Here is a 13,002-nt window from a genome sequence, read left to right as displayed (position 1 = left end):
TTTAGTCATCACAAAATCACCATCACGTGAATCACGCCATAAGGAGAGTAAGCGATGCCGTCTTTTGCTGCGCAGCAATGCTTATTCCGTGCTTATGATATTCGTGGTTCACGCCAGCATTTCACTACTGACTTTATTCAAGCCTTGGGCAAGGCATTTGCTCAGCTTTATAGTGCCACAGATTGCAACCCAACCGCAGCTCCTGCCAAAGCCTGCCTGCCAAAACCAAGTATTGACCGTAAAAGAACCGTCATTGTGCTTGGTTATGATGTGCGTCTCGGTAGTGATATTATCGCTCAGAGATTGGCTAACATACTGACTGAATCTGGCTTACAAGTTATCCAGCTGGGGTTAATTACTACTCCCATGATGGTTTTTTGGGCAGAGCAATACTCGGGTCATGGCATTATCGTTACCGCCAGTCATTCTGCTAAAGATATTTTAGGTATCAAATGGCTGGTCAATCATCAATCTCCGAGTCATGCAGAGATTCAGTTGCTTTGGCAAAAAACACGGGCTAACTATGCCTGTCACCTCAATCACGCTCAAGCACAGATTGATGCTCAAAATACGCTGAAAAATACAACTGCTAAATCTATTTGTAATCAACCTTTCAATTTATCTGATGCACAAGTCGCGACGACTTATATTGAGGCTATCGCTCAAGTTTTTAAGCAAATTCATCCCTGTAATAAACCACTTCTCAAAAATAACCAACAACCATCTGACACCCTTGATGTGGTGGTCGTCATAGACTGCATGCATGGGGCGACCAGTAATATCGCCCAGCGTTTATTTGAGCATTTTTGCCAGCAGGTCATCATGATTAATGACATCGCAGATGGGAGTTTTCCCTCTGGCAATCCTGATCCCACTGAACCCCACCGTCTTAAACAATTACAGCGAAGTGTGCGTCAACATCAAGCAGATATAGGTATCGCTTTTGATGGCGATGGCGACCGCTTAATGATCGTCGATAATAGCGGTAAAGTTGTCACGCCCGATCACTTGCTATATTTATTAGCGCAAGTGGCGCTGACCGAACACCCTGAAACGCTGTGTTATAAAAGCCCAGTCCATTCACAACTGCCCTCTCAAATCCTTTTTGATATTAAATGCTCCCATCATCTACCGAAACTCTTGTCTGAGCTTGGCGCAACACCTGTGCTCAGTAAAACGGGCAGCAGCTTTATGCGCCGACAGATGCAGCAGTCTGCTGGTCAAATCGTCTTTGCAGGTGAATTGTCAGGGCATTTCATATTTAACGACAGCCGCTTTATTATTTATGATGACGCCATGTACGCGGCCTTGCGATTGCTGCATTGGCTAGCGGCTTACGATGCTTACGGTAAAAAATCTCTGACTGATATTACAGAGCAATTGCCTGCTATGGTCAGTACGGCGGATCATTATTTGCCGATGCCTAAAACCCTTAAAAAAGACGATGCTATCGTCGAGCAGCTGACCAAATTTTGTCAGTATTTACGCCAACTCGTAGAAGCGACTGTAGCAAAAGATTCTGGTGATCATTGGATAGCTACTAGCCAGCCATCGCTTTGCCGTTGTTCGATGAGTCGGCAATATATGACGTCCAAGCAAGCCAAATGCTTATTACCAGTGGGGACGAAGCTGAGCTGTATTGATGGCGTGCGTTTGGATTTCGCCCATGGTTTTGGGGTGCTCCGCCAATCAAATACCAGTCACAATCTTACCGCACGCTTTGCTGGTGATAGCATAGAAGACTTACGCGACATTCAAGCAAAATTTGCCGCTTTATGTCGCCCATTTGATAAAAAACTGGCGGAACAAATTGTCGCTATTCCTGCCGAATAGTTTTGAGCAAAATAGTTACCGTCAAAGTAGTTGCTGTCAAATAAAAATATGACTTTTTAATACCATAACTTAGGAGTTTATAATGACGCTTAATTTAGATGATGCCAAAAACACTGCTGAAGTATTGACCACAGCGCTGCCTTATATCCAGCGCTTTGTCGATAAGCTTATCGTGGTCAAATACGGCGGCAATGCGATGACGGATCCTGCGCTTGAGAGCTCATTTGCCCGCGACATCGTCTTGTTAAAAACTGTTGGCATTCATCCCGTGGTCGTGCATGGCGGTGGTCCACAAGTGGATAACTTATTAAAAGAGTTGGGGCGTCAGTCAGACCGTATCGATGGGATGCGCGTCACCGATAAAAGTACCATGGATATCGTCGAGATGGTCTTGGGTGGTAGCGTCAACAAATCTATTGTTAGCTTAATCAACAAGCACGGTGGACGCGCTATCGGTTTGACGGGTAAAGATGCCAATTTAATCCTAGCCAAAAAACTGATGATGGAAAAAATTGGCGCAGATGGGATTGCTGTGCCCGTCGATTTAGGGTTTGTCGGTGATGTGGTCAGTGTCAATAAAGACGTGATTAACATGCTCATTGCCTCTGACTTTATTCCCGTCATCGCGCCGCTTGGGGTCGATAGCGAAGGCAATACGTACAATATCAATGCCGACTTGGTTGCAGGTAAAGTAGCCGAATTCTTGCAAGCTGAGAAATTAATGCTATTGACCAACATCAAAGGTGTGCTGGGTCGTGACGGCGAAGTCGTGACTGGACTCACGCCAAAGAAAGTCGACAGCCTCATTGAAGACGGCACTATCTCAGGCGGCATGATTCCTAAAATCCAATGTGCACTTGATGCGGTACGTAGCGGCGTAAAAAGCGCGGTGATCGTCGATGGTCGTGTGCCTCATGCCACGCTGTTAGAGATTTTTACCAATGAAGGGGTTGGTACATTAATCAGTCGTGATTTAGGCTCATCATTAGCAGAGTAGCAGGAGTAAATCATGGCATTGTGGCTTTGGTGTCTACTTTTTATCTTAGAAAGCCTGTATTGCTGGTGGATTATTGGCTATGGTGGCGCAAAATGGATAGAAGGGTGGAAGTCATTTTTCCTCATTGAATGGTTTGCACTAGATTGGAATGCCGAACAAATTCGCTTTTACGTCTTGCTTATATGGCTCGCAAGTGTGATTTGGTTTCTTTTAGGTGTTATAAAGCCCGAGCTAAGAGGTTTTTAACTCGGGCTTTATTGATGGTAGCCGTATTCTTTTACGAAAAAACTTTATCAAACTCAGCTTCATCATAACCGCATAGTAATATATTTTTATCTACCCGCTCACCTTCGACTATTGGACGCTTAATCATACTGGTATTTTCTACGAGCAAATCAATGGCGTTATCTAGACTAGCATCAGCCGCTTGCTTTTGAGCATTTTCTAGCTTACGCCATGTCGTTCCGCGCTTATTGAGCACTTTATCAATGCCTAATTCATCTACCCAACGCTTAACGCTATCTTTATCGATACCTTGTTTTTTATAATCATGAAAATCATAGCTGACACCCAACTCATCTAACTTGGTAAAGGCTTTTTTCATGGTGCTGCAAGATTTGATACCGTAAATGGTGATGGTCATAAAAACTCCAAATCAATGATCATTATTCTGTTTATTATACCTAAGCCTATGGGTATTTGGTTTATGATAACCAAAACATTAAAAACCCGCTCAAATTTTCAAATTTGTATTCTTCGTCATGCGTAAACGCCCTATCATATCGTCGCAATTTTTGCCAAATTACGCTATGCTATGGCATTGTGAAATTTCACCCAATTTATTCGTATAAACCAATCTCGAGCCAACTATGAGCAATACTGTGACATCTGACCAAGCTGAAAACAATCATTATAACCCACAAGCGATAGAAGCGGCGCAGCAAGCCAAATGGGCAACTGACAAACGCTTTGAAGTGAGCAATGAGCCAAGCGATAAGCCAAGTCGCTATATGCTGTCGATGTTCCCTTACCCAAGCGGTAAGCTGCATATGGGTCACGTGCGTAACTATACGATTTCTGATGTACTGAGCCGTTACTATCGCCTCAAGGGCTATGAAGTCATGCAGCCTATGGGCTGGGATGGTTTTGGCTTGCCAGCAGAAAATGCGGCGATTGCCAATCAGACGCCACCTGCTAAATGGACGTTTGCCAATATTGACAGCATGCGCGCGCAGCTTAAATTACTGGGTTTGTCTATTGACTGGTCACGTGAATTCGCCACTTGCAGCCCTGAGTATTATCAGTGGGAGCAATGGTTGTTTTTACAGCTATACAAAAAAGGCTTGGTCTACAAAAAACTGTCAACAGTCAACTGGGATCCTGTTGATAATACCGTCTTAGCTAACGAGCAAGTCATCGATGGTAAAGGCTGGCGTAGTGGCGCTGCGGTCGAAAAGCGCGACATTCCGATGTATTACTTCAACATCACTGACTATGCTGACGAATTGCTCGATGACTTAGACCAATTAGAAGGTCACTGGCCATCAGAAGTATTGACCATGCAGCGCAACTGGATTGGTCGTAGCGCAGGCATGGAAGTACACTTCCCTTATGAGCTTGCTGGCGAGACCAATACGTTAGATGTGTTTACTACTCGCCCTGATACTTTGATGGGTGTGACTTATGTGGCGGTCGCCGCCGAACATCCGCTAGCGCAGTATGCGGCTGAGCATGATGAAGCGATTGCGCAATTCTGTGCACTTTGCAAAAAAGGCTCAGTTGCAGAAGCAGACCTAGCTAAAGCTGAAAAAATCGGCATGGCTACTGGTCTTACGGTCACGCACCCACTCACTGGCGAAGAAGTGCCAGTATGGGTTGCCAACTATGTGCTTATGAGCTACGGCTCAGGCGCGGTGATGGCTGTCCCTGCTCATGATGAGCGTGATTATGAGTTTGCGATTAAATACAGCTTACCCATTAAACAAGTCATTGATATCCCTGTCGGCTATTTTGATACGTTAGAAGCAGATGCAAAGGCGAACGATACTGAGATTAATCGCGCTTATACCGAACGCAATACTTTAGTTAACTCAGGTGAATTTGATGGGCTAGACTTTGAGCAAGCATTTGAAGCCATGCTGACCAAACTAGAACCACAAGAGCTTGCTAAGAAAAAAATCCAATACCGTCTCCGTGATTGGGGTGTTTCTCGCCAGCGTTATTGGGGCTGTCCTATCCCAATGGTTAACTGTGAGCATTGCGGTACCGTACCTGTCGAAGAGCAAGATTTGCCCGTTGTCTTGCCGACTGATGTCGTTCCTGATGGTCGCGGAAATCCGTTAAAAAATATTCCAGAGTTTGTCAATACGACATGTCCTAAATGCGGTAATCCTGCCGAGCGCGAAACCGATACCTTTGACACCTTTGTGGAGTCAAGCTGGTACTATGCACGCTTTGCAAGCCCAAATGATGCGCAAAGCATGGTCAATAAATCTGCCGCCAATAAGTGGCTGCCTGTCGATCAATACATCGGCGGTGTTGAGCACGCAGTGATGCATCTACTTTATGCACGCTTCTTCCATAAACTGATGCGTGATGAAGACTTGGTGTCAGGAAATGAGCCGTTTGCTAATTTGATGACGCAAGGCATGGTATTGGCAGGGACATTCTATCGCCTAAATGCGGATGGCAGTACCACCTACTATTTTGCAGAAGACATTGATATCGACTATGACGAACGTGGTCAACCGATTAAAGCCATCTTAAAATCTGATGGGCAGCCGGTGACCATTGGCAAAATCGAAAAAATGTCTAAGTCAAAAAACAACGGTGTCGATCCGCAAATTACCATCGATAAATACGGCGCTGATACCGTTCGTCTCTATACGCTCTTCACCGCACCTGCGGATCAAACGCTAGAATGGTCAGATGATGCGCTCAAAGGCCCTTATAACTTCGTCAAAAAAGTATGGCGTATTGCTACTGAACACATGCAAGCGCTTACTGCCGCGAACCTAAGTATCGAGACGCTGAACAATGAAGCTTTGAGCACTGATGGCTTAAGCAAAGAAGCCAAAAACTTACGCCGTAAAACTCATGAAACCATTGCTAAAATTGATAGTGATTTGGGTGATCGTTTGGCATTGAACACGCCTGTATCAAGTTTGATGGAGCTTGCCAACGAGCTGACTGGCTTTAAGGCCAATAGCAAGCAAGACCTACAGGTACAGCATGAGGCATTGACGGATCTGCTGATTATGCTATCCGTATATGCGCCGCACATTGGTGAACATTTACTTGAGCAATTGGGTTTAGATACCATTACCTTGAATTATCCAGAAGTTGATAAAAGCGCTCTGGTACAAGATATGATCACGATGGTAGTACAGGTCAATGGTAAAATGCGCGGTAAAATGGATGTAGCCCCAAATAGCGATCCAGAACAGCTAAAAGCACAAGCACGCTCAATGGAAAGTGTGGCAAAATTCTTGACTGGCGACATCAAAAAAGAAATCGTCGTCCCTAATAAGCTGGTAAACATCGTGGTGGTAGGCTAGATTTTTTAGGCTCAGTACTTTTTATTAGTTTAATGATTAGTCTGAGCCTTTTTATAATATTAGGATAGCGATTATGTCGTATAAATATCGAGCAGGTCAGTCACCCAAAGCCAGCTTAAGCAAAAAAGACGCTTTTGCTAAAAAATCAAGCGGACAAAAACTGGCGGCGGCTTTTCTGACTGCCCTGCCAATGTTTACGCTACTAGGTGTAACGGCAGCTATTAGTGGCTGCGGCTTTCAACTGCGTGGCTATGATGCGCCAATGCTGCTTGATGTCGCCAAAACAGCCGTGATTCTAGAAGACAATCGCACCTCGTTTCCGCTTAAGCTGCCATTGACAAGACGCCTAAAGACTTTAGGTGTTGATGTCATTAACAACTTGACAGCAGCTGATGTTGCGAACAATAACAAACAAACAAGTGCTGAACCCATTGCCGCTATCACCATCAATAACGTCCGTTTTAAGCGTTATGAGCTGGTCGGTGTCTTGACAGAGATCCGCTTGGTACTTTCAGCAGATGTCAGCTATCAGACCATGGAAAATGGTAAACCAATTACGCTAAGCAACCCCATCCAAGTCGAGCGTAGCTATCAATATAATGAAGCATCGGTGAGCACTGATGATCAGCAAGGCGATCAAATTCGTGACTGGCTCTATGACAGTTTGGCACGCCGAATTACTGATCAATATGTCGCCATCTCCCTACCCAAGGTCAGCTCTTCTGGAGTCAAACAATCTGTGCAAAGCGGTAATGGCTCAACGTCGATCGCGGTGGTAGTGCCAAACCCATAGTTTAGAATGCGCAACATATTCCACGTTTATTTTCATCAATCTGTGTACTTATTACCCTATGCAAGATACCTTTATACAAGCCTACCCAAAGCTACTACAGCCTTCCGTTGCAGTCGCGGGCTTGTGGCTGGCGCATGGTGATGAGCCACTACTCAGTCAATGGCTCATCGATGCCTTACGCCCACATTGGCGCGCGCAGAATTACGCGATTAAGCGTATTGAGCTGATATCAGTCAAGAGCTGGCAAGAAGTATTGTCAGAGCTTGGTAGCCAGTCTTTATTTGATGATGCCAGTGCACTCATCGTGACGGGTAACCATAAGCCTGACAAGGCCGTTATCACTGAGCTTGAGCGCTTTGCCGTTGAAGCTCAAACAGGGACGCACAGTCATAGTTTATTATGGCTCACGCCCAAGCAAGACAAACGAGCGCAAAGCAGCAAGTGGTTTGCGCCATTTGCTCAATATGGTCATGTCATTGATTGCAATTTATATAATGAGCAGCAACGACAGCAGCTATTGCAAATACAAGCTCAGCAGTTTGGCTTACGGCTATCGCAAGAAGCCTGGCAGCTGCTTATGTCGCATACTGAGCACCATCTGCTAAGCGCTTATCAGACCTTATGGCGGCTCTCCTACTTATTTGCGCCGCAGCTAGTCGCTAAGAATATTGAGGCTAGTCAACAGGCAGATCACTCTACACAACTGCCAAACAATGTTGCCTTAGACATTAAGGATCTACAAGCCGCGTTGGTCAGTGACGCACAATTTAGCGTCTTTGATTTATCGGATGCCATGCTTGCCGGTAACAGTACGCAAGTCGCCAAAATCATGTTTCAGCTGAAAGCCACCGACGAGCCAACCACCTTGGTATTATGGGCGGTTAGTAAAGACATGCGGCAAATTATGCAATTGATGGATGGGCAAGATCCGCAAGCGCTTGGTATTTGGCGGAGCAAACAAGGGTTGTACCAGCAAGCTTGTCGTCGCCAGTCAAAAACTCAAACGGCTGAATGGCCTGCCCTGCTTTATAAATGTGACCAAGCCATCAAAGGACTCGTGCGTCAGCCAGCGTGGGAGTTATTATTGCAGGCAGCGCTTGAGTTGTCAGGTAAGCGGCTGTTTGCCGTTTGATTGGTTGAAAAAATTCAATAACTTATTTAGCCAAGTAATTTTGTTAACTGAATAAGGAGCGTTCTGTAAAATTTCTGCTATATCAGCCTCTTTTCTTTTACCCCACTCATCGCTTAATTTAGTCATAAGTTCGATTTGTTTATGAAAGCAAATTATTCTTTGATCCTCACCGATGACAGTGTTTTGCTGTTGATACTCACTCGCTATCATAGAAATTGTAGTCTCAAAAAACCTATAGATAAAATCATCTACGTCCCTAGAAGACTTTCTAGTGAGTTCGCTACCTCGTTCACATACTACATAATGGTAATAGTCATCACTTATCTCTAAATGTGGTTCCCCGAATCCAGATGGCTTTTTTCTTAAGATCACATCATTGGTATTCAACCCTATTTTTCTACCATAATCATTAACTATATCTTGAACTTGCTGATGATTTAGCATCATAAAATCCTTGTTTCAATATGAATAACTTTACTATCCTAACTTACGTTCAGATGATTATTTTTTTTACAAAACCACCTTAACCTTTCTTAAACTAATTACCATTCCCTTTTGGACTTCAAGCCTCTACTATATGTACACTTGATTTCATTGTGACTGGATTGTTGTTATGCGCAAAATAAGCAAAAAATCTGCTATTAAATGGGGGGTTATCGCCTTAGTTGTCATAGCATTATTGGCTTTGGCCTATCATTTCTTAAAACCAAAAGATATCACGCCCAATTACTTAACGGCTACCGCTGAAATTGGTGATATTGAAAACAATGTCATGGCTTCTGGCAAAGTTAAAGCGCTAAACACCGTTGATGTCGGCGCGCAAGTATCTGGTGAAGTAAAACGTCTCTACGTTGAGGTTGGTGATGAAGTGCAGCAAGGTGACCTCATTGCCCAGATTGATCAAGTCACTCAGAATAATAACTTGAGTAACGAGCAAGCTACTTTGGAGCAAAGCGTAGCCGCTATTGAAAGCGCTCAAGCAGAAGCACTAAGTCGCCAAGCTGGACTCAAAAGTGCGCAAGCCGATCTTGCCAGCCGTCAAGCTGAATTAAGACAAGCACAAGCAGATTTTTCACGTCTGCAAGGACTACTCGCTATCGATGCGATATCACAACAGGATTACGATACACAGGCAACAAAAGTTCAAACAGCGCAGGCAGCGGTCGCCAATGCACGCGCTGCTATCGACACGGCACAAGCCGCCATTGCAACAGCCACTGCAAACATTAATAGCCAACAAGCAGCATTACGAAAGTCTCAAACCAATGTCGCAACGGCTCAAGAAGACCTTAGCTATACAACGATTCGCGCGCCAATATCAGGTACTGTCGTCTCAGTGACCACAGAGCAAGGCACGACGGTCAATGCCAATCAAACAGCCCCGACCATCGTAACTTTAGCAGATTTGTCTACTGTTAGAATCAACGCTCAAATCTCTGAGGCTGATGTCATTAATGTCAAAGCAGGCATGCCCGTTTACTTTAATATCATTGGTAATCCTGACCAAAAGTTTGACTCCGTACTCAGAGCAATTGAGCCTGCCCCTGAAATGATTAGTGAAACCAGCTCTACTGACTCTGCTATCTATTATGTCGGCTACATCGAAGTGCCTAATACTGATCGTCGCTTTCGTATTGATATGACGGCTCAAGTTTATATCATCATCAACGAAGCAAAGAATGCTTTATTGATCCCCTCTGCTGCACTGCAAACTGGCAAAAATGCTAGTAAATCGCCCCGCAATGCCGATATAGCTAAAACCGACAGTGAAACTCAAAAAAAGGTACAAAAGAGTAATCAAGACGATACTCAAAAAAATGCCACTACCGCTATCGTCCGAGTCTTACAAGCAGATGGTAATGTGGTTGAGCAAACGGTCACAGTTGGTATCAATAACCGAGTCAACGCTCAGATTTTGAGCGGTTTGAATGAGGGTGATGAGGTGATACTAAGCGAAGAAGGTCCGAAGAAACAAAGTAAAGGCGGTGGTGGACGTCCATTCTAATAAATCAGACATGCTAAAAAATAGCTTTAGATTACAAAAAACGCTTCTGATATTGACTGATATAGGCAACCACATAAATGGATACTAAAAACCCCATTGTAAATACAGCAGCAGATGCCCCTTTGATGCAAGTCAAAGGGCTGATTAAAGAGTTCAATGCTGGTGAGCAAACCATTCGTGTGCTACACGATATTGATTTAACCATCAATCAAGGCGAAATGGTTGCCATCATCGGTCAGTCTGGTTCAGGCAAGTCCACTTTAATGAATATTTTGGGCTGCTTAGATAAAGCAAGCGCGGGCGATTACCAAATATTTGGGAAATCGGTCAGTCAGCTTGATGCTGATGAGCTGGCTGAACTACGCCGCGAGCATTTTGGCTTTATTTTTCAGCGATATCATTTATTAGGTGATATCAATGCACGAGACAATGTCGCTGTTCCAGCGGTTTATGCAGGTATGGATGGACACACACGCAGCGAGCGAGCCATAAAGCTCCTGTCGGATCTAGGATTAGGAGATAAAACCACCAATCGACCAAACCAGCTCTCAGGTGGTCAGCAGCAGCGCGTTTCTATCGCTCGTGCGCTAATGAATGGCGGTGATATCATCTTGGCCGATGAGCCAACTGGCGCGCTAGACAGCAAGTCTGGTGAAGATGTGATGCAAATTTTGTATGATCTAAAAGCCAAAGGTCATACTATTATCATGGTCACTCATGACCCTAAGCTCGCAGCGCAGGCCGAACGTGTCATTGAACTCAAAGATGGCCAAGTTATCGCTGATTACAAGACCGAACACTATCATCCAACCCATATCCAACCTGAGCCGATTTTAGACAATAATCGTAAAGGGGCTTTTAGTGGCTTTATTGATCGCTTATTTGAAGCATTCAAAATGTCACTACTGGCGATGCGTGCTCATAAGATGCGCACATTATTGACCATGCTTGGCATTATCATTGGTATCGCCTCAGTAGTCTCAGTGGTCGGGCTTGGCAAAGGCTCTCAAGAACAAATTTTATCAAATATTAGCTCACTGGGTACCAATACCATCACCGTTATTGACGGCTATCCTTACGGCGACCCAAGGCGAAGTTTTGGTAATGACAACTTAACACCTGATGACGCGCAAGCAGTCGCCGACCAGCCCTACGTCATTAGTGTCAGTCCACAGCTTGATAGTAATATGAATGTACGCTATCGCAATATACAAGAAGCCGCCAGTATCAGCGGCGTCGGTGAAGATTACCTAGATGTGAGTGGAGAGAAACTCGCTCAAGGTCAAGGCTTCGATGAACAAAGCATCTCACTCCGTACCCAAGACATCATTATCGATGATAACGCCCTGCAAACTTTCTTCCCTGATAATCCCAACCCTATCGGTGAAGTAGTACTGATTGGCAGTGTTCCTGGACGTGTCATCGGTGTACTTGAGCCTAACAGCAGTGGCTTTAGTAGAAATACGGATACACCAACGTTTTATATGCCTTACACCACTATGATGTCACGTCTCATAGGCAGCACCTATATCGAAAGCTTTGTTGCACTTATCGATAATAATATATCGTCTGCTGCCGCTGAAGCCGCTATTTCCAGTCTAATGATAAGCCGACACGGCACTGACGATTTTCGTATACGAAACTCAGATTCTATCCGTGAGACTATCGAATCGACGACTGGTGCATTGACCCTACTAATATCCTCAATAGCCATTATCTCTTTGATTGTTGGTGGCATCGGAGTGATGAATATTATGTTGGTATCAGTGACCGAGCGTACGAACGAAATAGGTGTACGCATGGCAGTTGGGGCTCGTCAAAACGATATCATGCAGCAGTTTTTGATAGAAGCCGTACTCGTCTGTATTTTGGGCGGCTTATTAGGTATTGGACTGGCCTTTGCTATTGGTGAAATCATTAATAATTTTGCTGGTGATAGCTTTAAAGTGATTTACTCATCAACCTCTATTATTGCTGCCTTTATTTGTTCAACACTGATTGGTGTCGTATTTGGATTCTTGCCAGCGCGTAATGCTGCTAAATTAGATCCTGTTGAAGCACTGTCTAGGGACTAAAACGTCGCGACTGACGTTTTAAATAGGCATTTACTGCCATGAAACAGCCACCAATAAGCCAAATTATATAAAAAAACGCATTTTTTCGCATTAATTGCACTTTTTTTATATTACGGGGTTGTAATTGTCCTGATAGTGTATATAATGTGCTCTCACGTTTAGGGATAGAAATTCTTTAAACGTTGAAACAAACTTAATGCCTCTTTTAATGTTGATTGACCTAATATTAAAAATTAAGTTTAAAGACATTTTTTAGATGTCTAGTTTTAATAAGTTTGCCTTTAAGGAAATTTATCTTGCAGAGTTAAAAAAGCCATGCTTTTTTTATACACTCTTCAGGGCCGATAGCTCAGTTGGTAGAGCAGTTGACTTTTAATCAATTGGTCCCGCGTTCGAGTCGCGGTCGGCCCACCATATTTAGTATTATGCTTGTTATGTACATTGCCCTATCAGGTATTGGCATAATAAGTAACAAAGTTTAAGAAGCTTTCTTTTAGAAAACTTCACCGAATTTACGAAGTTGTAAATTCACTTGCAGAGTTAAAAAAGCCATGCTTTTTTATACACTCTTCAGGGCCGATAGCTCAGTTGGTAGAGCAGTTGACTTTTA

Annotated in this window: 10 protein-coding genes and 1 tRNA gene; 9 read left to right on the top strand and 2 right to left on the bottom strand. The window is 44.0% G+C overall.

What is annotated here, in order from left to right:
* The first annotated feature begins 54 nt into the window (after positions 1-54).
* The 3 genes from I3252_RS06910 to I3252_RS06900 all read left to right on the top strand — a co-directional run bounded on the left by I3252_RS06910 (position 55) and on the right by I3252_RS06900 (position 3,076).
* A complete protein-coding gene (locus I3252_RS06910; RefSeq protein WP_238034660.1) occupies positions 55-1,833 on the top strand; it encodes a phosphomannomutase/phosphoglucomutase in 1,779 nt (592 codons plus the stop codon).
* An 82-nt stretch (positions 1,834-1,915) separates the two neighbouring features.
* Entirely contained in the window at positions 1,916-2,830 is a 915-nt protein-coding gene (argB, locus tag I3252_RS06905) for an acetylglutamate kinase (protein WP_055124537.1), read from the top strand.
* 12 nt (positions 2,831-2,842) lie between these two features.
* On the top strand, positions 2,843-3,076 hold the full coding sequence (locus I3252_RS06900) for a hypothetical protein (RefSeq protein WP_193007142.1): 234 nt from the start codon (positions 2,843-2,845) through the stop codon (positions 3,074-3,076).
* A gap of 31 nt (positions 3,077-3,107) precedes the next feature.
* Here I3252_RS06900 and I3252_RS06895 read toward each other — a convergent pair whose 3' ends face one another.
* On the bottom strand, positions 3,108-3,473 hold the full coding sequence (locus I3252_RS06895; protein WP_238034659.1) for a Spx/MgsR family RNA polymerase-binding regulatory protein: 366 nt from the start codon (positions 3,471-3,473) through the stop codon (positions 3,108-3,110).
* A 226-nt stretch (positions 3,474-3,699) separates the two neighbouring features.
* Between I3252_RS06895 and leuS the strand changes: the two genes are divergently transcribed.
* The 3 genes from leuS to holA all read left to right on the top strand — a co-directional run bounded on the left by leuS (position 3,700) and on the right by holA (position 8,312).
* Positions 3,700-6,387: a leucine--tRNA ligase gene (leuS, locus tag I3252_RS06890; RefSeq protein ID WP_238034658.1), complete on the top strand. Its 2,688-nt coding sequence runs from the start codon at positions 3,700-3,702 to the stop codon at positions 6,385-6,387.
* 73 nt (positions 6,388-6,460) lie between these two features.
* Positions 6,461-7,180 (top strand): hypothetical protein, encoded by a 720-nt coding sequence (locus tag I3252_RS06885; RefSeq protein WP_238034657.1) that lies wholly within the window; start codon positions 6,461-6,463, stop codon positions 7,178-7,180.
* A 58-nt stretch (positions 7,181-7,238) separates the two neighbouring features.
* On the top strand, positions 7,239-8,312 hold the full coding sequence (holA, locus tag I3252_RS06880; RefSeq protein ID WP_238034656.1) for a DNA polymerase III subunit delta: 1,074 nt from the start codon (positions 7,239-7,241) through the stop codon (positions 8,310-8,312).
* Here holA and I3252_RS06875 read toward each other — a convergent pair.
* Complete coding sequence (locus I3252_RS06875) at positions 8,286-8,759, bottom strand: Imm63 family immunity protein (protein WP_238034655.1); 474 nt, start codon at positions 8,757-8,759, stop codon at positions 8,286-8,288. The genes holA and I3252_RS06875 overlap by 27 nt on opposite strands.
* A gap of 166 nt (positions 8,760-8,925) precedes the next feature.
* On the opposite strand from I3252_RS06875, the gene I3252_RS06870 reads away from it, so the two are divergent.
* The 3 genes from I3252_RS06870 (at position 8,926) to I3252_RS06860 (ending at position 12,806) form a co-directional block, all read left to right on the top strand.
* Positions 8,926-10,317 (top strand): efflux RND transporter periplasmic adaptor subunit, encoded by a 1,392-nt coding sequence (locus I3252_RS06870; RefSeq protein ID WP_238034654.1) that lies wholly within the window; start codon positions 8,926-8,928, stop codon positions 10,315-10,317.
* 77 nt (positions 10,318-10,394) lie between these two features.
* Positions 10,395-12,392 carry a MacB family efflux pump subunit gene (locus I3252_RS06865; RefSeq protein WP_238034653.1) on the top strand — a complete coding sequence of 666 codons (1,998 nt, stop codon included), beginning with the start codon at positions 10,395-10,397 and terminating at the stop codon, positions 12,390-12,392.
* A 338-nt stretch (positions 12,393-12,730) separates the two neighbouring features.
* Positions 12,731-12,806 (top strand) — tRNA-Lys (locus I3252_RS06860).
* The last annotated feature ends 196 nt before the right edge of the window (positions 12,807-13,002 follow it).

The sequence above is a fragment of the Psychrobacter sp. Ps4 genome (assembly GCF_022129285.1).
GTDB lineage: Bacteria > Pseudomonadota > Gammaproteobacteria > Pseudomonadales > Moraxellaceae > Psychrobacter > Psychrobacter immobilis_A.
Note: the sequence above shows the minus strand (reverse complement) of the source record. Positions and strands in the feature narration are given on the sequence as shown.

Excerpts from the sequence above, each read along its gene's own strand:
- leuS (WP_238034658.1), top strand. The coding sequence starts at position 3,700 with ATGAGCAATACTGTGACATCTGACCAAGCTGAAAACAATCATTATAAC.
- argB (WP_055124537.1), top strand. The coding sequence starts at position 1,916 with ATGACGCTTAATTTAGATGATGCCAAAAACACTGCTGAAGTATTGACC.
- I3252_RS06875 (WP_238034655.1), bottom strand. The coding sequence starts at position 8,759 with ATGATGCTAAATCATCAGCAAGTTCAAGATATAGTTAATGATTATGGT.
- I3252_RS06895 (WP_238034659.1), bottom strand. The coding sequence starts at position 3,473 with ATGACCATCACCATTTACGGTATCAAATCTTGCAGCACCATGAAAAAA.
- I3252_RS06900 (WP_193007142.1), top strand. The coding sequence starts at position 2,843 with ATGGCATTGTGGCTTTGGTGTCTACTTTTTATCTTAGAAAGCCTGTAT.
- holA (WP_238034656.1), top strand. The coding sequence starts at position 7,239 with ATGCAAGATACCTTTATACAAGCCTACCCAAAGCTACTACAGCCTTCC.
- I3252_RS06910 (WP_238034660.1), top strand. The coding sequence starts at position 55 with ATGCCGTCTTTTGCTGCGCAGCAATGCTTATTCCGTGCTTATGATATT.
- I3252_RS06870 (WP_238034654.1), top strand. The coding sequence starts at position 8,926 with ATGCGCAAAATAAGCAAAAAATCTGCTATTAAATGGGGGGTTATCGCC.
- I3252_RS06865 (WP_238034653.1), top strand. The coding sequence starts at position 10,395 with ATGGATACTAAAAACCCCATTGTAAATACAGCAGCAGATGCCCCTTTG.
- I3252_RS06885 (WP_238034657.1), top strand. The coding sequence starts at position 6,461 with ATGTCGTATAAATATCGAGCAGGTCAGTCACCCAAAGCCAGCTTAAGC.